Origin of the sequence: Sphingomonas sp. MS122 (assembly GCF_049532975.1) — a bacterium.
Classification (GTDB): Bacteria; Pseudomonadota; Alphaproteobacteria; order Sphingomonadales; family Sphingomonadaceae; genus Sphingomonas.
This window is the reverse complement of sequence record NZ_CP186695.1, coordinates 2,331,701-2,349,283: the sequence shown is the minus strand read 5'-3', so window position 1 is coordinate 2,349,283 and position 17,583 is coordinate 2,331,701. Positions and strand designations below refer to the sequence as shown.

Here is a 17,583-nt window from a genome sequence, read left to right as displayed (position 1 = left end):
GCAGGATCACTTCATCCCCCACAGTTTCGCCCATTGCTTCCAGTATTTGAGGTTCGCCTCGGCCGCCTTCTGCCCGGCCTGCTGGAGGTCGTTCACCTGCTGCCCCGCATCGAGCAGCTTCTGCGCCGCGTCGAGATGCGCCTTCTGCGCGCGGATGATCTCGCGCTGCATGTCGGTGGCGAGGGTGAACCAGTCGCTCATGCCGCAACGCTCCGCTTCGCATTGACCGCATCGGCAAGGCCCGCGGCCCATTTGGTGATGTCTCCGGCGCCGAGGCATACGATCAGGTCGCCCGGCTGCGCGATCCCCGCCACTGCCTCGCTCAACGCGCTGGCGTCCGCGATGCTCCCCGCCGAACGGTGCCCGCGCTCGGAAATCCGCGCGACCAGCGCCTCGCCGCTCACCCCCTCGACCGGCGCCTCGCCCGCGGCATAGACCGGGGTGACCAGCACCATGTCGGCGTCGTTGAACGCCTGGGCGAAGTCGTCCATCAGATTGCCGAGGCGCGAATAGCGGTGCGGCTGGACCACCGCGATCACCCGGCCCTCGGCGCTCTCGCGCGCGGCGGCGAGCACCGCGCGGATCTCGACCGGATGGTGGCCGTAATCGTCGATCACGACCGCGGGTTTCGCACCGGCAAACTCGATCTCGCCGACCTTGGTGAAGCGGCGCTTGACCCCGCCGAACTTGGCGAAGCCGTTCTGGATGGTGGCGTCGTCGATGCCCATTTCGAGCGCCACGCCGATCGCGGCGAGCGCGTTCTGGACGTTGTGGCGGCCAGGCATGGGCAAGTCGATCCCCTCGATCGACCGCGTCGTGCCGTCGCGCGAGCGGATGATCGCCTCGAACTTGTTGCCGCCCGGATAGGGCTGGACGTTGACCCCGCGCACATCGGCGCTGGCGGCGAAGCCATAGGTGACGATACGCCGGTCGCGCACGCGCGGGATGATCGCCTGCACCTCGGGATGATCGAGACACAGCAGCGCCGCGCCGTAGAAGGGCACGTTCTCGACGAACTCAACATAGGCGTCCTTCGCCTTGTCGAAGCTGCCATAGTGGTCGAGATGCTCGGGATCGATGTTGGTGACGACCGCGATCGTGCCGTCGAGGCGCAGGAAGCTGCCGTCGCTCTCGTCGGCCTCGACCACCATCCACTCGCTGTCGCCGAGCCGCGCGTTGGAGCCGTACTGGTTGATGATGCCGCCGTTGATCACGGTGGGGTCGACCCCGCCCGCGTCGAGTAGCGCGGCGATCATCGAGGTCGTCGTGGTCTTGCCGTGCGTCCCCGCCACCGCGACGGTGGACTTGAGGCGCATCAGCTCGGCGAGCATCTCGGCGCGGCGCACCACCGGGATGCGGCGCTGATAGGCGGCCTCGACCTCGGGATTGTCGCGCTTGATCGCGGTCGAGGTGACCACCACCGCGGCGTCGCCCAGATTCTCGGCGCGCTGGCCGATCGCGATCGGGATGCCGCGCTTGCGCAGGCCCTCGACGACATAGCCCTCGGCGCTGTCGCTGCCCTGCACCTTGTAGCCGAGATTGTGCATCACCTCGGCGATGCCGGACATGCCGATCCCGCCGATGCCGACGAAATGGATGGTGCCGATATCCTTGGCGACGCCCTTCATGCGTACGCTGCTCCCTCGATTTTTACCGGTTCCGCGCGGCCCAGCCCGGCCGAGGCCCAGTCGGCGTCGATCGACTCGACCAGGTCGGCGAGGTCGCGCGCCGCATCCGGCCGCCCGCAGCTGCGCGCGCAGGCGGCGGCGTTGGCGAGCGCGGCGGGCTCGAGCCCGAGCTTCTGCATCTGCTTGGCGAGTTCCTGCGCGGTGAAGGAACGCTGCGGGATCGTCCGCGCGCCGCCCGCCTCGCTGATCTCGCGGGCGTTCACGGTCTGGTGGTCGTCGGTGGCCGAAGGCAGCGGGACGAGGATCGCCGGACGGCCGGCCGCGGTCAGCTCGGCGATGGTCGAGGCGCCCGCGCGCGCGATCACCAGATGCGCCCAGGCAAGCCGCTCGGGCAGGTCCGGCAGATAGGTCGCGATCTCGGCAGGAATCGCATGCTCGGCATATTTGCGGCGCACCTCGTCGATATCCTCGACGCGCGCCTGGTGCGTGACCTGCAGCCGGCGGCGAAAATGCACCGGGAGCAAGGCAAGCCCGTCGGGCACGACCTGCGAGAGGATCGAGGCGCCCTGGCTGCCGCCAGTCACCAGCACGCGGAAGATGCCGTCCTCGTCGAGCGGCGGATAGGGCCGCATGCGCAGGTCGAGCACCGCCTGGCGCACCGGGTTGCCGACGAGGTGAGTGCGATCCTCGTACTTGGGCTTGAGCCGCTCGACATCCGCGTAGCTCGTGGCGATCGCCGCGACCCTGCCCGCAACCAACCGGTTGACCCGGCCGAGCACGGCGTTCTGCTCGTGGATCACCGCCGGCACCTTGGCCGAGAACGCCGCCATCAGCGCGGGGAGCGAGGCATAGCCGCCGAACGCGATGACCGCCGAGGGCCGGAACTCGCGATACAGCGCGCGCGCCTGCGCTCGCCCCTTGCGCATCGCATTGGCCGCCTTGAGCCAGCCGATCGGTCCGCCCGCGAAGCGCGAGGCGGGCACCACGCGCGTCTCGATCCCGTCGAACAGGTCGGGGAAGCGCACGCCGCGCTCGTCGCTGACCAGCGCGACCTTGTGCCCGCGCCGCATCAGCTCGGCCGCCAGCGCCGCCGCCGGGACCATGTGCCCGCCGGTGCCGCCGGCCGCCAGAACATAGTGCCGTGCGCTACTCATCGATCAGCCGCTCCCTCGAACCGTGTAAGGCGAGCGTTTGAGATACGGGTTCCGCCGCGTGAAGGCGAGCAATAGTCCCATCCCCACCGACAGCGCGACCATCGACGATCCACCATAGGAAATGAACGGCAAGGTCATGCCCTTGGAAGGGGCGAGCCCGGTGTTCACCGCCATGTTGATCAGGGCCTGAATCCCGAATTGGGCCGCCAGCCCCGCCGCGGCGAGCAGGCGGAAGCTGTCCTCCTCGTCGAGCAGCTTGATCAGCACGCGCAGGATGATCGCGAGATAGAGGATGGCGATGCCGATGCATGCGATCAGCCCGAACTCCTCGCCGACGACCGAGAAGATATAGTCGGTATGCGCCTCGGGCAGCTTGAACTTGACCGCGCCGCCGCCCGGGCCGGTGCCGGTGGCGCCGCCCGCGGTGAGCACGGCGTGCGCCATGTCGGTCTGGTAATGCTCGGCCGCCGCCTTCTCGGGATCGGGAAAGAGGAAACTGTCGATGCGCGTGCGTGCGGTGTCGTAGAACAGATAGGCCGCGATCACGCCCGCGACCGCCGCGCCGCCGAGCATGCCGATCGCGCGGGTCGAGATGCCCGCGAGCATCAGCAGCACGATCCACACCGCGCCGAACACCATGGTCTGGCCGAAATCGGGCTGCTTCATCAGCAATGCGGCGACCAGCGCCGTCAGCACGCCGGTCAGCGGGATCACGGGCAGGTCGGGATCCTTGGCGCGCATCGACAGGAACCAGGCGGTGGTGACGATGAAGAAGGGCTTGAGGAACTCCGAGGGCTGGACCGAGGCGAAGCCGAAGCCGATCCAGCGCCGCGCGCCGTTGACTTCCGCGCCGAAAAAGGCGGCGACCGCGACCAGTACGATGCACACCGCGGTGCCGACGATCGCCATGCGCCGCGCGAAGTTCACCGGCAGCATCGACACGACCAGCAGCACCGGTACCGACAGGCCGACCCACACCGCCTGCCGCCAAAAATAATGCATCGAGGCGAATTGCGTGCTGCCATCCGAATAGCGCACCGCCGAGGCGGGCGAGGCCGCGGCGACCGCGACCAGCCCGATGCCGATCAGCAGCATCGCGAGCAGCAGCAGGATGCGGTCGATCTCCCAGAACCACAGGCCGAAGCTCGAATTGCTGCCGCGGCTGAGCTTATCCTCGACCTTGCCGCGCCAGCCCCGCTTGCGCACCGCGGGCAGGTTGCGCCTCACGTCCGTCATTCCAGTGCCCCCACCACCGCGCGGAACTGGGCGCCGCGGTCCTCATAATCCCTGAACTGGTCGAACGAGGCGCAGGCCGGCGACAGCAGCACCGTCTCCCCCGCTTTCGCCTGCGCCGCGGCCGACTTGACGGCGGCATCGAGCGTGAAGCTGCGCTCAACCGGCAGCTCGCCGTCGAGCAGCGCCGCGAACATCTCGGTCGCGTCGCCGATCGTGTAGGCGCGCGCGACATGGCCGAAGCCGGGGCGGCAAGCGTCGAGATCGTCGGTCTTGGCCTGCCCGCCCAGGATCCAGTGGATGCGGTCGAACGCCGCCAGCGCCGGGGCGGTGGAGGTCGGATTGGTCGCCTTGCTGTCGTTGACGTAGAGCACGCCGTTCCGCGTCGCGACGCGCTCCATCCGGTGCGGCAGGCCCGGGAAGCTCGCAAGGCCTCGGTCGATGCTCGCCTGGTCGACGCCCAGCGCGTCGCACGCGGCGATCGCGGCGAGCGCATTCTGGGCGTTGTGCGGTCCCTGCAGCGCGGGCCAGCGCGACTGGTCCATGCACACGCCCGGCGCGATCTTAGTCAGGTCCTCGGCGCGGCCCGAACGCGACACTTGTTTCGCGATGTCCTGCGACGCTTCGTCGCCGATGCCGATGATCGCGACGTGGCCCCGGGATTGCATCGTGAACAGGCGTGCCTTGGACGCGGCATAGCCGGCGAACCCGTCATAGCGGTCGAGATGGTCCGGCGTGATGTTGAGCAGAATCGCGACGTCGCAGTCGAGGCCCTGGGTCAGGTCGATCTGGTAGCTCGATAGTTCCAGGACATAGACGCCGCCTTCGGGGAGCGGCGCCTGATCGAGGATCGGCAGCCCGATATTGCCGCCAAGCCGCGCAGGGATGCCCGCGGTCTCGAGGATATGGTGGATCAGCGCCGTCGTCGTCGACTTGCCGTTGGTGCCGGTGATGCCGACCACCTTGTGCGCCGGCAGCTCGGCGCGCGCCTGCGCGAACAGCTCGATATCGCCGATCAGCGGGATGCCGGCCGCTCGCGCCTTCGCTGCCACGACATGCTTGTTGATCGGCACGCCCGGCGAAACCACGACGCCCGCAAATCCTTCGAATGTCGTGAAGTCGAGGAAGTTCGCGAGCAGAAGGCGGTTTCCCGCCCCCACATGATCGTCCGCGCCGGCGTTGCGCACGCCGGTCGCGCCATCGGGGAGATAGCGGCGCAACTGATCGTCGCGGGCTAGCGTCGCGCGCGCCTGCTCGCCATCATCCCAGGCGATCACTTCCGCCCCGGCACCCAGCAACGCGCGCACCGTCGCCAGCCCAGAGCGCGCCAGCCCCAGCACCGCATAGCGTCTGCCGCGCCAGGCGCTCGACCCGATCACCTGAGCTTCAGCGTCGACAGGCCGGCCAGCGCGAGCACGAAGGCGATGATCCAGAAGCGGATCACCACGGTCGGCTCGCTCCAGCCCATCTGTTCGAAATGATGGTGGATCGGCGCCATCTTGAACACGCGCTTGCCGGTGCGCTTGTACCAGAACACCTGGATGATGACCGACAGCGCCTCGACCACGAACAGGCCGCCGATGATGCCGAGCACCAGCTCGTGATGCGCGACCACCGCGATCGTGCCGAGCGCGCCGCCGAGCGCGAGGCTGCCGGTATCGCCCATGAATACCGCCGCCGGGGGCGCGTTGAACCACAGGAAGGCGAGGCCCGCGCCGACGATCGCGCCGCAGAAGATGGCGAGGTCACCCGCCCCCGGCACGTGCGGGATGCCGAGATAATTGGCGTAGATCGCGTTGCCGGCGAGATAGACGATCAGCAGGAACGCCATGCTGGCGATGATCACCGGCATCGTCGCGAGCCCGTCGAGCCCGTCGGTCAAGTTCACCGCATTGCCGAACGCCACGATCGTGAAGGCGGCGAAGGCGACGTAGAAATAGCCGAGATCGACGCTGAACTGGCTGAAGAAGGGCACGTACAGCACGGTGCCGTTCTGCTGGGTGATCACCCAGGCGGCGGCGCCCGCGATGACGAACTCGCCGAGCAGCCGCATTCGGCCCGAGACGCCCGCGGTGCTCGCCTTGCGCACCTTGTCATAGTCGTCGAGGAACCCGATCATCCCGAAGCCGAGCGTCACGAACAGGCACGCCCAGACATAGGGGTTGCTGAGGTCCATCCACAGCAGCACCGCCAGCGACAGGCTGGTGAGGATCATGAGGCCGCCCATGGTCGGCGTGCCGCGCTTGGCGAGATGGCTCTGCGGCCCGTCGCTGCGGATCGGCTGCCCCTTGCCCTGACGTACGCGCAGCCAGCCGATGAAACGCGGCCCGATGATCAGGCCGATCAGCAGCGCCGTCGCCACCGCCGCGCCCATGCGGAACGAGAGGTAGCGAATGAGGTTGAGGATGCCCGGAAAGCCCAGCCACTCGGCGATCTCGTAAAGCATTATGACCTTCCCGCCAGCGCCGCGACGACCCGCGCCAGCCCGACTCCGTTCGAACCCTTGATGAGGACCGCGTCGCCCGGGCGAAGCATCTGATCGATGCGCTCGCGTGCGGCGGCGGCGTCGGGCACATGGACCAATTCGATCCGCCCCTCAAGCGCGCGGGCGAGCGGCGTCATCCCTTCGCCGACAAGGAGCAACGCTTCGACGCCCGCGGCGAGGATCGGCTCGCTGAGATCGGCGTGGAAGGCGTCCGACTGGTCGCCCAGCTCACGCATCTCGCCCAGCACCGCAACGCGGCGGGCTGCGCGGGTCTCGGCGAGCACCGCGAGGGTCGCGCGCATCGACGCCGGGTTGGCGTTGTAGCTCTCGTCGATCACTAGGGCCTCGCCGCCCGCGAGCACCGCCTTGAAGCGCGCCCCGCGGCCGGCGAGCCCGCCCATCTCGGCGAGCGCGAGGCCGGCCTGCTCGAGGTCGCCGCCCGCCGCGTCCACCGCCGCCAGCACCGCCATGGCATTGGCGACCCAATGCTCGCCGGGCTGCGACAAGGTGAAGCCCAGCGTCCGCTCCGGCCCGATCTGCGCCGTCACATAGGTCCCGCCGGCCTGCCCCGGCACGATCTCGACCGCGCGCACATCGGCGCCTTCGCCCAGGCCAAAAGTGACGATCCGCGCCGTATGCGGCTCGGCGGCGGCGATCAGTCGGTCGCGATGCGGACTGTCGAACGGCACGATCGCGATGCCGTCTGGCTCGAGCCCTTGGAAGATCTCGCCCTTGGCGTCGGCGATTGCTTCCTCGTTCGGGAAGAATTCGGTGTGTGCGGGCGCGATCGTGGTCACCAGCGCGATGTGCGGGCGCACCATATGGGTGAGTGCGAGCAGCTCGCCGGCATGGTTCATGCCCATCTCGAACACGCCATATTTGGCCGCCCGCGGCATGCGGGCGAGGCTCAGCGGTACGCCGGTATGGTTGTTGTAGCTCTTGACCGAACGGTGGGCGAAGCCGGGCGCCGTCCGCTCGAGGCATTCGAACAGCGCCTCCTTGGTGCCGGTCTTGCCGACCGATCCGGTGACGCCGATCACGACGCCGGTCATGCGCTTGCGGCTGGCGCGCGCGAGGTTCTCCAGCGCGACCATCGTGTCGCCGACGAGAATGTGCGGGTGCGGCGTCTGGGAGGAAACGACCGCACCCGCGGCCCCGCTCGCGAAGGCCTGATCGAGGAAATTATGCCCGTCGGTGGTCTCGCCGGTCAGCGCGAAGAACAGCGCGCCCGGCCCCACTTCGCGGCTGTCGAACGCGACGGCATCGGCCGCGAACTCGGCCGACGCGGTGCCGCCCGTCGCGGCGGCGATCTCGGCGGAGGTCCACAGGGGCTCGCTCACGCCGCCGCCTCCCGGGCCACCGACACGTCGTCGAACGGCAGCACCATGTCGCCGACGATCTGGCCCTGCTCATGGCCCTTGCCGGCGATCAGCACGATGTCCTGCGGTCCGGCCTTGCCCACCGCGAGGAAGATCGCGCCGCGCCGGTCGCCCACTTCGGTCGCACCCGGACAGCCCTTGAGGATGTCGGCGCGGATCGCGCCGGGATCCTCGCCGCGCGGATTGTCGTCGGTAACGATCACCAGGTCCGCGCCGGCAGCCGCCGCCTCGCCCATCGGCTCGCGCTTGCCGGGGTCGCGGTCGCCGCCCGCGCCGAAGACCAGGATCAGCCGCCCCGCCGCATGCGGCTTGAGCGCGGCGATCGCCGCCTCGATCGCGTCGGGGGTATGGGCATAGTCGACATAGACCGGCGCGCCGCTGCGGCTGATCGCCGCGCGCTCGAGCCGCCCGCGCACCGGCTGCAGGCGCGAGAGATTGGCCAGCGTCGTCGCGACATCGCCGCCGGTGGCGATCACCAGCGCCGCGGCGATCAGCGCGTTCGCCGCCTGGTAGCCGCCGATCAGCGGCAGGCTGACGCGATGCTCGACGCCCTCCACCGCGACCACCAGCTTCTGGTCGAGCAGGGTCGGCTCGCGCGAGATCAGCCGGATCGTACTGCCATGCTCGCCCACCGTCATGATGCGGTTGCCGCGCATCCGGGCGATGTCGAGCACGCGCTCCGAATGCGGATCGTCGGCCCACACCACCGCGGTACCGTCGGGGTCGAGCACGTCGGCGAACAGCCGCAGCTTGGCGGTGAGATACTCCGCCATGTCCTTGTGATAGTCGAGGTGATCGCGCGACAGGTTGGTGAACGCCGCCGCCGCCACCGGCAGCCCTTCGGTGCGATATTGCGACAGGCCATGGCTCGACGCCTCGAACGCGAGATGAGTCACGCCCTCGCGCGCGAGTCCCGCGACGTTGGAGAGGAAGGTCACGACATCCGGCGTGGTCAGGCCGGTCGACACCATCTCGCCCGCGGTGGTGACGCCGAGCGTGCCGATCGACGCGGCATTGTGCCCGGCCATGCGCCACAGCTGGCGCACCATCTCCACCGTCGAGGTCTTGCCATTGGTCCCGGTCACCGCCACCGCGGTCTTGGGGAAGGGCGCGAAGAACTTCGCCGCGATCCGCGCGAACTCGGTGCGCGGATGGTCGGCCGCGATGTGCACCGCGCCCTCGACCCGGGTCTCGGGCCGCGCGATCACCGCGATCGCGCCGCTTGCCACTGCCTGAGGGATGAAGTCCTCGCCGTTGAAACGTGCCCCGCGAAAGGCGCCGAACACGGTGCCCGGCGCAACCTTGCGGTGGTCGATGGCGAACCCGGTGACGATTGTGTCTTCGGCGCCGCCGGTCAGCTCGCCCAGCCTCACTCGCCGGCTCCCGGCGCGACAACCGGAGCTGCCGCGGCGACAGCGGCTGCGGGCTTGTTCTTGGCTTCCGCCTTCCACAGCAAAGGCGTCAGGTCGGAGACGTCGACGTCGCGAGTCTCGTCGGGGACCACACCGAGCATCGCACCGGTGCGCATGATCACGCGGTTGACCACGGGGGCGGCGGTCCAGCCGGCGGTCGAGAAACCGTGGGTCTGAGCGTTTCCGACAGGCGAATCGAGCATCACCAACACCACATAGCGCGGTGCGTCCATCGGGAAAGCCGCCGCGAAGGTCGAAACATTCTGATTGCGCTTGTAACCACCCGCGCCGGGCACCTCGGCGGTGCCGGTCTTGCCGCCGACGCGATAGCCCGGGGCATTGGCCTTGCCGCCGGTGCCGTGGGTGACGATCAGCCGCAGCAGCTGTCGCATCCGCGCGCTCGTCGCCTCGGAGATCACGCGGCGGCCCGCCGGGGCCTTGCCCGGCTCGATCTTGCGCAGCGTGGCGGGGCGCCACACCCCGCCATTGACCAAAGCAGCATAGGCGCTGGCGAGATGCAGCGGCGTCACCGCGATGCCATGGCCATAGGCGGTGGTCATCACCGTGGTGCGCGCCCAATATTTGGGCCACAGCGGCGCGGCCTTGCCGCCCAGCTCGATGTCAGGCTTGGCGTCGAAGCCGAGCTTGCGGAACATGCTCTCCATCCGCTCCTTGCCCAGCTCGTCGGCGATGCGCGCGGTGGCGATGTTGGAGGAGTAGATCAGCGTCTCGGGGATGTTGAGCCAGCGCTTCTGAGCGTGATCGTCGCGGATGCGGAAGCCCCCGACCTGGAGCGGCGCGGTCGCGTCGTAGCGCTTGGCCATCGACGGCGCGACGCCGCTCTCGATCGCGAACGCCATGGTGAACGGCTTGAACGCCGAGCCGAGCTCGTAGACGCTCTGCGTTACGTTGTTGCGGAAATGCTCGGGGTTCGAGCCCTTGACGTTGTTGGGATTGAACGTCGGCAGCGACGCCAGCGCCACCACCTCGCCCGACGCCACGTCGAGGATCACCCCGGCCGCGCCGCGCGCCTGGAAGCCGGTCATCGCCGCGCCGAGCTCGCTCTCCAGCGCCGCCTGCGCGCGCAGGTCGAGCGACAGCGCGACCGGCTGGCCGCGCCGCGCCGGATCGGTCAGCTGCTTGTCGAGCGCCAGCTCCATGCCGGTGACGCCGTTGCCGTCGAAATCGAGATAGCCGAGCACATGCGCGCCCAGCGCAGCCTGCGGATAAAGCCGCTGCGGCTCGCGCGCGAACTCGATCCCCGGCTCGCCCAGCGCATGCACCGCCGCGACCAGCTCGGGCACCGCGCGGCGCTGGAGATAGGTGAAGCGCGCGTCGCTGCCGAGCAGCCTGGCATATTCGGCCTCGCTCTTGCCGGGCAGCGTCGCCGCGAGCATCCGCGCCAGTTCGGCCTTGTCGCCGATCACCTTGCCCGGGCGCACGCCGATCGACCAGGCATCGATCGTACGCGCGAGCGGCGCGCCGTTGCGATCGACCAGGTCGCCGCGCAACGGCACCAGCATCGCGTTGATACTGGGCGTCTCGGCCGGCTGGGCAAACAGCGCGAGCAGCGCCAGCCGCCCGACGATCACCGAGATGCCCGCGGCGAACAGCAGCGCCAGGATCATCAGCCGTACATGCGCGACCGCCATCGTCGCGTGCCGGCTACCGGGACGCGTGCGATTGCGGGGCGCAGGGGCGGCGACGAGGACGGTCACCGGACCCGGCGTGCCTCGGCTCGAACGCCCTTCATCAGGTCGCCGAAGCTCGAATCCTTGAGCAGCTTGCGGTCGAGCATCGCGACCGCCTCTTCACGCGGCGTCCTGGGCGCCGCCCTGGCCGGCTTCGGCGCGGCCTTTTCCGCGACCTTGACCGGCGGCTTGGGCGCGGCCCTTTCGGACGCCTTGACCGGCTTGGAGGCAACCGAGGCCAGTTTCTCGGGCTTGGGCGCCGGCTTGGCCGCGGCGGCCGCCGCTTCCTTCACTGCAACCGCGGGTACCGCCTCCACCGCGTCCGACGCGGTCCGCGGCGCTCCCGCCACCACGTCGGGCACGCCCTCGGGCACGACCATCGCGGCATAGCGCTCGGCCACGCCCTCGGTCTCGAGCGCGCGCATCGAGGCGAGCGCGGTGTCGCTCGCCAGGAATTGCTGCGGCGTCGGCGCGGTGTAGCGCATCACCTCGCCGTTCCAGCGCTCGAGCTGGGCGAGGTTGGCGCGCGTGTCGAACTCGGTCTCGAGCCCGCGAATATCCTTGTGCGCCTTGGCGATGGCGCGCTCGACCGCCTCGACGCGCGTGCGCTCGGCCGCGACCATCGACGAGACAAGGTAGCAGCCCGGCGCGACGATCAGTCCCGCGGCGTACCAGCCCAGCCCGTTCAATGCCTTGATCGCCATCCTCTGCCTCCTCAGCTCACCCACGCCGGCGCCGCGCTGCGCGTCGCGACGCGCAGCGTCGCCGAGCGGGCACGCGGATTCGCCGCAATCTCGTCCTCGCTCGGCCGCACCGCCTTGGCCGGCGGCTCGAAGCTCGGTTCACGCGCCGCCGCCACCGCCGGGCGATGCCGCGATCCGGCCGGCTCGCTGCCGGAGCGCTCGCGCAGGAATTTCTTGACCATGCGGTCTTCCAGGCTGTGGAAGGTCACCACCGCCAGCCGCCCGCCGGGCTTGAGCACGCGTTCCGCCGCCGCCAGCCCCTCGGCCAGCTCGTCGAGCTCGCGGTTCACATGGATGCGGATCGCCTGGAAGGTCCGCGTCGCCGGGTCCTTCTTGTCGTGCGGCTTGTGGCCCAGCGCCTTGCGCACGACGTTCGCCAGCTCGCCGGTGCGCGTCAGCGGCCGTGCCGCGACGATCGCCTTGGCCACGCGCCGCGCGCGCGGCTCCTCGCCATAATGATAGAGCACGTCGGCGATCTCGGCCTCGTCCGCCTCGTTGACGAAGTCGGCCGCGGTCATCCCCTCGCCCGCCATGCGCATCGACAGCGGCCCGTCCTGTTGGAAGCTGAACCCGCGCTCGGCCTGGTCGAGCTGCATCGACGACACACCGATATCCATCGCCACGCCGTCCACCGGAGTCAGGCCGCGCGCCTCGAGCTCGCGGTCCATGTTCGAGAAGGACGCCTCGATCAGGATCAGCTTGCCTTCGCTCTCGGTGAGAAGGGCTTGGCCGCCCTTGATCGCGTCCGGATCGCGATCAAAGGCGGCCACCTCGGCTCCCCGCTCGAGGAACGCCAAGCTGTAACCCCCTGCGCCGAACGTCGCGTCGACGATGCGCTCGCCGGGCTGGATCGCGAGCGCCTCGACGGTTTCGTCGAGAAGTACGGAGACGTGCGGGCGCACACCGGGCAGCGCGGCGCTCACAGCGTCACCTTCTTCTCGTCGAGATGGTAGCGGCACGCCGCTTTCATGCTCTCGGGCAGCGACGGATGCGCGAGCAGCGTGGCGGGGTCCCAGATCTCGATCACCGGGCCGACGCCATAGAAGAAGGCATAGCCCGACTTGCGGATGCCGGCATGCTGGCAGAGCATACCTGGCATGACGAACCGGCCCGAGGGATCGAAGGCGATGTTCTCGCTGGGGCCGACGCCTTCGCGCCAGATGTTCGAATCCGCACGCCCGCGATCGCCGGCATATTCCAGCGAGCGGGCGTTGAGCCGCTCCATCAGGGCATCGAAGTAGGGCTCGTCATAGGCGATCAGGCAGCGGTCGCTCTCGTGGCTGGAGAGGATGGCAACGCGGGAGTCCTTGGTGTCGGCGGGGGCGCCGCTGTTCTTCTCGAGCGTGGCGCGCAGGGCGGCGGGGATGGCGACACGACCCTTGTCGTCCACCAACTGCAATCCCACACCCCGATACCCGCTTCGCACCACTCCCGCCCTCGCTTGCGGCGGGCAAATCCCTCCCGTCCCCGAAAGCGCACGTCGCCGCGCGCCCCGGACCCGATTCCGGCTGACGATAAGGTTGCCCTGTTAACCAGCGGCGTATCGTAACAGCCGCTGGTTTTCAATGCCTGAACGCGGGAATCTACGGTATTTAGCCCCACTTTCTGCCTGAACTGGGACGTGTTTTGCCAATATTCGTCAATTGGACATCTTATGTTCCAGCGCAGATCGGGACGCGGAACCTTGCCGCGCTGAGAGCGGTGACGGGTCGTGGGGCGATTTCCCGTAGCTCGCCGCGGCCGGCGCGGGGCGATCCCTATTCGGGGATCGGATAGGGGGTGATCGCAGGTTGGGGTGATTCCGCGGTGCGCGGCGCGATACCGAGCTCGGCGATCGGCTCGTCCTTTGGCGCCATGCCGTTGCCGAGCAGATCGTCGGTCATGTTGGCGACCACCTCGGGCTTCGACGCGCCGTCGGCGCGCACCGGACGCTCCTTGTTGGCCGAGGAGAACACCGCATAGGCCAGGCCGATCAGCAACATCACGCTGGCCAGCCCGGTAAGGCCGACGCGGACGCGCTGCATGCTTTGCTTGGGATCGGTCGGGAGCGACTTCATGGCTGTGGCATAAATGTAACGCCTCGCCGGCCAATTGCGACCCCTGATTTTAAACTTGCATCAATTCTGGTCGAGCCATGGCGGCACCGGAAGCCCCTTGGAGCGCAGCCATTCGCGATTGTAGAGCGTTGAGAGATAACGGAATCCCGTGTCGCACAGGATCGTCGCGATGCGCTTGCCCGGCCCGAGCTCGCGTCCCAACCGGATCGCGCCGGCGACGTTGATCCCCGACGACAGGCCGAGGCACAGCCCTTCCTCGGCGAGCAGCCGCTCGACCCATTCGAGCCCTTCCTCGTCGGAGATGCGGTACTGGGTATCGATCGGTGCGCCCTCGAGATTGGCGGTGATCCGCCCCTGCCCGATCCCTTCGGCGACCGAATTGCCCTCGGCCTTGAGCTCGCCATGCGCGTAATAGTCGTAGAGCGCCGCACCGTGCGGGTCGCTGAGCGCGATCGTGACCTGCTCGTCCTTCTCCTTGAGGCCGAGCCCGACACCCGCCAGCGTGCCGCCGGTGCCGACCGCGCAGGTGAAGCCGTCGATGCGGCCCTCCATCTGCGTCCAGATCTCCTCGGCGGTGCCGACGATATGCGCCTTGCGGTTGGCGATGTTGTCGAACTGGTTGGCCCAGATCGCGTTGGGCGTCTCCTCGGCGATGCGGCGGCTGGTGTGGACGAAATGGCCGGGGTTCGAATAGGGCGCGGCGGGAACCAGCACCAGCTCGGCGCCGAGCGCGCGCAGCGTGTCCATCTTCTCGCGGCTCTGCGTCTCGGGCATCACGATGATCGTCTTGTAGCCCTTGGCATTGCCGACCAGCGCCAGGCCGATGCCGGTATTGCCGGCGGTGCCCTCGACGATCGTGCCGCCCGGCTCGATCAGCCCGCGCTCCTCGGCGTCGCGCACGATGAACAGCGCGGCGCGATCCTTCACGCTCGCCCCGGGATTGGCGAACTCGCACTTGCCGAAGATGTCGCAGCCGGCGGTTTCGCTCGGCCCCTTGAGCCGCACCAGTGGCGTGTTGCCGATCAGCGCGATGGTATCACTTGCTACCTGCATGGCCCGACCATTTGCACGCCGCGCGGGAGCGGGCAAGCAAGCGATGCTTGGCGCGTGGCAATATCCCGGCCCACTCGCTTGACCCGGTAAGATGCATTGACTACAACTGTAGTCATTAGGTTCGGGAGAAGACGGATGACGCGCATTCCATGCACGATGATCATCGCGATTGCGGCGCTCGCTGCCGCGCCGGCCAGTGCGCGCGAGCGAGCCGGCGAGAGGCTGTCCGCGGCGATCCACCGCGAGATGGCCGCGCAGGGGCCGATCGTGACCGACGCCGATCACGCGCTGATCGCCAGGAAATGCGGCCAGAGCCTTGGCGAGACCAGAGATTCGAACATCCAGATCAACGACGACACGCTGCATTGCGCCAACGGCAAGCGCGTCGCCGTGGACGGAGAGCTCCGCGCGATGACCCAGCGCATCTCGGCGCGGGCGCAGCGTCACGCCGAGCGCGCGATGAAGAGCGCCGAGGTCGCGCGCGCGACGGCGGAGGTCGCGCAGGAAGCGACGGAGCGCGCAATGAAGGAAGTGCGCCGGTCCCTGAAGCAGGCCGGGCGCTGAAACCCTAGGCGACGCCCGCGCGCTGCAGATGCGGCCCGAGCCGCCCGCTCAGCCACAGGAAGAACATGCGATAGTCGCTGGCCAGCGACCACAGCGGGTAGGTGAAGGTCGCCGGGCGGTTCTTCTCGACCCCGAAATGCGCCGCCCAGGCGAAACCGTAGCCGGCCAGCGGGATGGCGAGCAGCCACCACGTGCTGAGCCAGATCCCCGCCGCCAGCGCGGCGAAGGTCAGTGCGGTCCCGGCATAATGCAGCGCCCGCGTCTCCGCCTTCGCATGCTCGCGAAGATAATAGAGCCAGAACTCGGCATAGCGGGTGATCGCGCGCGCCATAGTGGGATGCTAGGACGAGCGCGTGACGCAATCAACTCCACTCAAGGCCAGCTTCCCGCCCGTCGTCGATCCTGCCGCCCGCGTCCTGATCTGCGGCAGCCTGCCGGGCGACCGCTCGCTCGCCGCGCGGCAATATTATGCGCATCCGCAAAACCAGTTCTGGCGGCTGGTCTCCGCTGTGATCGAGCGCGACCTCGTCGCCCTCCCCTATCCCGATCGCCTCGCCGCCTTGCTCGCCGCGCATATCGGCCTGTGGGATGTCGTCGCCACCGCACGGCGGCCCGGCAGCACCGACGCAGCGCTCGCCTCGATCAGGCCGAATGACATCGCCGCGCTCGCCGCAACGCTGCCCGAGCTGCGCGCGATCGCGTTCAACGGCGGTACCGCGCTCAAGCACGGCCTGCGCCAGCTCGGCCCCATGGCCGACCGGCACGCCATCGTCGCTCTCCCTTCCTCCAGCCCGCTCCACACCATTGGCTTCGACACCAAGCTTCCCGCCTGGCTTGCGCTCCGCGACCATCTCGCCGCCTAAGAAGCTCGGAAAACCGCGCGATTGCGCATTCGTTGACATCGGCACCTGCCTTATTTAACAGACTCGTTAAATACAGAACCCGAGTCGATGCACAGCGATCCCTTGAGCACTCAGTTCGCCGCCCTCGCCGACCCCACGCGCCGGGCGATCCTGGCGCGGCTGGCGCAGGGCGAGGCGTCGGTGAACGAGCTCGCCGAGCCGTTCGACATGAGCCTTCCGGCGGTGTCGCGGCACATCAAGGTGCTGGAGAATGCCGGCCTCATCAGCCGCAGCCGCACCGCGCAATGGCGCCCGGCGAAGTTCGAGCCGATGGCGATGAAGAGCGTCGCCGACTGGCTCGATCAGTATCGCCACTTCTGGGAGTCGAGCTTCGACCGGCTCGATGCCTACCTCAAATATATCCAGACCGCGGGGGGGCGGCGATGAGCGCCACTGAGCCCGCCGCGCCACCGCCGGTGCTCCGCCTGATGCGTGTGTTCGATGCACCGCGCGACCTCGTCTGGCTCGCCTGGACCCGGCCGGAGATGACCGTTGCCTGGCTCGGCCCGGTCGAATGGCCCGCGGTCAAGGTCGAGCAGGACCTGCGCGTGGGCGGCACCTGGCGCGCCTGCCTGCGCTCGCCCGAGGATGGCCGCGTGCTGTGGCAGGGCGGCACCTATCGCGAGGTCGTGGCACCCGAGCGGCTGGTCTATACCTTCAAATGGAACAGCGACGACCATGAGGACGGCGTGCCCGTCGATACGCTGGTCACCGCGCTGTTCGCCGAGCTGCCCGACAATCGCACCCATCTCGACTTCATGCATGAGGGGCTCAAATCGGCGGAAAGCCTCGCCGGCCACCGTCATGGGTGGACGAGCACCTTCGAGCGCTTCGACGCATGGCTCGCACGACAGGAGAGGAAATCATGACCACCACCCCCGCGATGCTGTGGACCGGCCGCGTCCTGACCGGCCTGTTTGCGCTGTTCATGCTCGGCGCCTCGGTGACGCCCAAGCTGCTGATGATGCCCGTAGCCGAGCAGACCATGGCGCAGCTCGGCTGGCCCGCCGGCTATGCCTTCATGATCGGCGTGCTCGAGCTGACCTTCCTCGTCCTCTACCTGATCCCGCAGACCCGCATCCTCGGCGCGGTGCTGATGATGGCGCTGCTCGGCGGTGCGATGGCGACTCAGATCCGCGCCGGCAGCCCGCTGTTCAGCCACATCCTCTTCAGCGTCTATCTCGGCCTGTTCATGTGGGGCGGGCTGTGGCTGCGCGATCCGCAGCTGCGCGCGCTCTTCCCTTTCGCCCGCAAGACCAACCCCTGACCCCCCAAGGAGAGA

The 17,583-nt window shown here is 68.7% G+C and carries 20 protein-coding genes; 5 read left to right on the top strand and 15 right to left on the bottom strand.

The genetic code is table 11. The features are described 5' to 3' along the window. Positions 1-6: 6 nt before the first annotated feature. The 14 genes from ACO227_RS11300 to ACO227_RS11235 all read right to left on the bottom strand — a co-directional run bounded on the left by ACO227_RS11300 (position 7) and on the right by ACO227_RS11235 (position 14,835). Complete coding sequence (locus ACO227_RS11300; protein ID WP_423601945.1) at positions 7-201, bottom strand: hypothetical protein; 195 nt, start codon at positions 199-201, stop codon at positions 7-9. Beyond that, positions 198-1,628, bottom strand: coding sequence for a UDP-N-acetylmuramate--L-alanine ligase (murC, locus tag ACO227_RS11295; RefSeq protein ID WP_423601944.1), 1,431 nt, complete (start codon positions 1,626-1,628; stop codon positions 198-200). The genes ACO227_RS11300 and murC overlap by 4 nt, the downstream gene beginning before the upstream one ends. Next, positions 1,625-2,782 (bottom strand): undecaprenyldiphospho-muramoylpentapeptide beta-N-acetylglucosaminyltransferase, encoded by a 1,158-nt coding sequence (gene murG, locus ACO227_RS11290; RefSeq protein WP_423601943.1) that lies wholly within the window; start codon positions 2,780-2,782, stop codon positions 1,625-1,627. The genes murC and murG overlap by 4 nt, the downstream gene beginning before the upstream one ends. A 3-nt stretch (positions 2,783-2,785) precedes the next feature. Continuing rightward, complete coding sequence (locus ACO227_RS11285; RefSeq protein WP_423601942.1) at positions 2,786-4,018, bottom strand: FtsW/RodA/SpoVE family cell cycle protein; 1,233 nt, start codon at positions 4,016-4,018, stop codon at positions 2,786-2,788. Further along, positions 4,015-5,394, bottom strand: a complete 1,380-nt coding sequence (gene murD / locus ACO227_RS11280) for a UDP-N-acetylmuramoyl-L-alanine--D-glutamate ligase (protein ID WP_423601941.1) — start codon at positions 5,392-5,394, stop codon at positions 4,015-4,017. Before murD ends, ACO227_RS11285 begins: the two co-directional genes overlap by 4 nt. Continuing rightward, on the bottom strand, positions 5,391-6,461 hold the full coding sequence (gene mraY / locus ACO227_RS11275) for a phospho-N-acetylmuramoyl-pentapeptide-transferase (RefSeq protein ID WP_423601940.1): 1,071 nt from the start codon (positions 6,459-6,461) through the stop codon (positions 5,391-5,393). The genes murD and mraY overlap by 4 nt, the downstream gene beginning before the upstream one ends. Beyond that, positions 6,461-7,840 carry a UDP-N-acetylmuramoyl-tripeptide--D-alanyl-D-alanine ligase gene (locus tag ACO227_RS11270; protein ID WP_423601939.1) on the bottom strand — a complete coding sequence of 460 codons (1,380 nt, stop codon included), beginning with the start codon at positions 7,838-7,840 and terminating at the stop codon, positions 6,461-6,463. Before ACO227_RS11270 ends, mraY begins: the two co-directional genes overlap by 1 nt. After that, a complete protein-coding gene (locus ACO227_RS11265; protein WP_423601938.1) occupies positions 7,837-9,252 on the bottom strand; it encodes a UDP-N-acetylmuramoyl-L-alanyl-D-glutamate--2,6-diaminopimelate ligase in 1,416 nt (471 codons plus the stop codon). Before ACO227_RS11265 ends, ACO227_RS11270 begins: the two co-directional genes overlap by 4 nt. After that, positions 9,249-11,009: a peptidoglycan D,D-transpeptidase FtsI family protein gene (locus ACO227_RS11260; protein ID WP_423601937.1), complete on the bottom strand. Its 1,761-nt coding sequence runs from the start codon at positions 11,007-11,009 to the stop codon at positions 9,249-9,251. Before ACO227_RS11260 ends, ACO227_RS11265 begins: the two co-directional genes overlap by 4 nt. After that, entirely contained in the window at positions 11,006-11,686 is a 681-nt protein-coding gene (locus tag ACO227_RS11255) for a hypothetical protein (protein ID WP_423601936.1), read from the bottom strand. The genes ACO227_RS11260 and ACO227_RS11255 overlap by 4 nt, the downstream gene beginning before the upstream one ends. Before the next feature lie 11 nt (positions 11,687-11,697). Then, a complete protein-coding gene (gene rsmH / locus ACO227_RS11250) occupies positions 11,698-12,648 on the bottom strand; it encodes a 16S rRNA (cytosine(1402)-N(4))-methyltransferase RsmH (RefSeq protein ID WP_423601935.1) in 951 nt (316 codons plus the stop codon). Next, positions 12,645-13,115, bottom strand: a complete 471-nt coding sequence (locus ACO227_RS11245) for a division/cell wall cluster transcriptional repressor MraZ (RefSeq protein ID WP_423601934.1) — start codon at positions 13,113-13,115, stop codon at positions 12,645-12,647. The genes rsmH and ACO227_RS11245 overlap by 4 nt, the downstream gene beginning before the upstream one ends. A 367-nt stretch (positions 13,116-13,482) precedes the next feature. Further along, positions 13,483-13,782: a hypothetical protein gene (locus ACO227_RS11240; RefSeq protein WP_423601933.1), complete on the bottom strand. Its 300-nt coding sequence runs from the start codon at positions 13,780-13,782 to the stop codon at positions 13,483-13,485. A 60-nt stretch (positions 13,783-13,842) separates the two neighbouring features. Next, positions 13,843-14,835, bottom strand: a complete 993-nt coding sequence (locus ACO227_RS11235) for a cysteine synthase A (RefSeq protein ID WP_423601932.1) — start codon at positions 14,833-14,835, stop codon at positions 13,843-13,845. 135 nt (positions 14,836-14,970) lie between these two features. Here ACO227_RS11235 and ACO227_RS11230 point away from each other — a divergent pair, with 135 nt between their 5' ends. Further along, positions 14,971-15,399 (top strand): hypothetical protein, encoded by a 429-nt coding sequence (locus tag ACO227_RS11230; RefSeq protein ID WP_423601931.1) that lies wholly within the window; start codon positions 14,971-14,973, stop codon positions 15,397-15,399. A 4-nt stretch (positions 15,400-15,403) separates the two neighbouring features. Here ACO227_RS11230 and ACO227_RS11225 read toward each other — a convergent pair whose 3' ends face one another. Continuing rightward, positions 15,404-15,730, bottom strand: a complete 327-nt coding sequence (locus tag ACO227_RS11225; RefSeq protein WP_423601930.1) for an Mpo1-like protein — start codon at positions 15,728-15,730, stop codon at positions 15,404-15,406. A gap of 22 nt (positions 15,731-15,752) precedes the next feature. Here ACO227_RS11225 and ACO227_RS11220 point away from each other — a divergent pair, with 22 nt between their 5' ends. From ACO227_RS11220 to ACO227_RS11205, 4 genes are all read left to right on the top strand, one after another. Beyond that, the gene (locus tag ACO227_RS11220) at positions 15,753-16,262 is read left to right on the top strand and encodes a DNA-deoxyinosine glycosylase (protein WP_423601929.1); all 510 of its coding nucleotides are present in this window, start codon (positions 15,753-15,755) and stop codon (positions 16,260-16,262) included. Positions 16,263-16,349: 87 nt separating this feature from the next. Then, complete coding sequence (locus ACO227_RS11215; RefSeq protein ID WP_423601928.1) at positions 16,350-16,688, top strand: ArsR/SmtB family transcription factor; 339 nt, start codon at positions 16,350-16,352, stop codon at positions 16,686-16,688. Then, the gene (locus tag ACO227_RS11210; protein WP_423601927.1) at positions 16,685-17,170 is read left to right on the top strand and encodes an SRPBCC family protein; all 486 of its coding nucleotides are present in this window, start codon (positions 16,685-16,687) and stop codon (positions 17,168-17,170) included. The genes ACO227_RS11215 and ACO227_RS11210 overlap by 4 nt, the downstream gene beginning before the upstream one ends. Continuing rightward, on the top strand, positions 17,167-17,568 hold the full coding sequence (locus ACO227_RS11205; RefSeq protein WP_423601926.1) for a DoxX family protein: 402 nt from the start codon (positions 17,167-17,169) through the stop codon (positions 17,566-17,568). Before ACO227_RS11210 ends, ACO227_RS11205 begins: the two co-directional genes overlap by 4 nt. The last annotated feature ends 15 nt before the right edge of the window (positions 17,569-17,583 follow it).

What these genes read in the sequence shown, in the direction of transcription:
- ACO227_RS11300 (WP_423601945.1), bottom strand. Translation starts at nt 201, where the DNA reads ATGAGCGACTGGTTCACCCTCGCCACCGACATGCAGCGCGAGATCATC.
- ACO227_RS11215 (WP_423601928.1), top strand. Translation starts at nt 16,350, where the DNA reads ATGCACAGCGATCCCTTGAGCACTCAGTTCGCCGCCCTCGCCGACCCC.
- ACO227_RS11230 (WP_423601931.1), top strand. Translation starts at nt 14,971, where the DNA reads ATGACGCGCATTCCATGCACGATGATCATCGCGATTGCGGCGCTCGCT.
- ACO227_RS11205 (WP_423601926.1), top strand. Translation starts at nt 17,167, where the DNA reads ATGACCACCACCCCCGCGATGCTGTGGACCGGCCGCGTCCTGACCGGC.
- murC (WP_423601944.1), bottom strand. Translation starts at nt 1,628, where the DNA reads ATGAAGGGCGTCGCCAAGGATATCGGCACCATCCATTTCGTCGGCATC.
- ACO227_RS11285 (WP_423601942.1), bottom strand. Translation starts at nt 4,018, where the DNA reads ATGACGGACGTGAGGCGCAACCTGCCCGCGGTGCGCAAGCGGGGCTGG.
- mraY (WP_423601940.1), bottom strand. Translation starts at nt 6,461, where the DNA reads ATGCTTTACGAGATCGCCGAGTGGCTGGGCTTTCCGGGCATCCTCAAC.
- ACO227_RS11255 (WP_423601936.1), bottom strand. Translation starts at nt 11,686, where the DNA reads ATGGCGATCAAGGCATTGAACGGGCTGGGCTGGTACGCCGCGGGACTG.
- ACO227_RS11240 (WP_423601933.1), bottom strand. Translation starts at nt 13,782, where the DNA reads ATGAAGTCGCTCCCGACCGATCCCAAGCAAAGCATGCAGCGCGTCCGC.
- ACO227_RS11235 (WP_423601932.1), bottom strand. Translation starts at nt 14,835, where the DNA reads ATGCAGGTAGCAAGTGATACCATCGCGCTGATCGGCAACACGCCACTG.
- ACO227_RS11225 (WP_423601930.1), bottom strand. Translation starts at nt 15,730, where the DNA reads ATGGCGCGCGCGATCACCCGCTATGCCGAGTTCTGGCTCTATTATCTT.
- ACO227_RS11210 (WP_423601927.1), top strand. Translation starts at nt 16,685, where the DNA reads ATGAGCGCCACTGAGCCCGCCGCGCCACCGCCGGTGCTCCGCCTGATG.
- murG (WP_423601943.1), bottom strand. Translation starts at nt 2,782, where the DNA reads ATGAGTAGCGCACGGCACTATGTTCTGGCGGCCGGCGGCACCGGCGGG.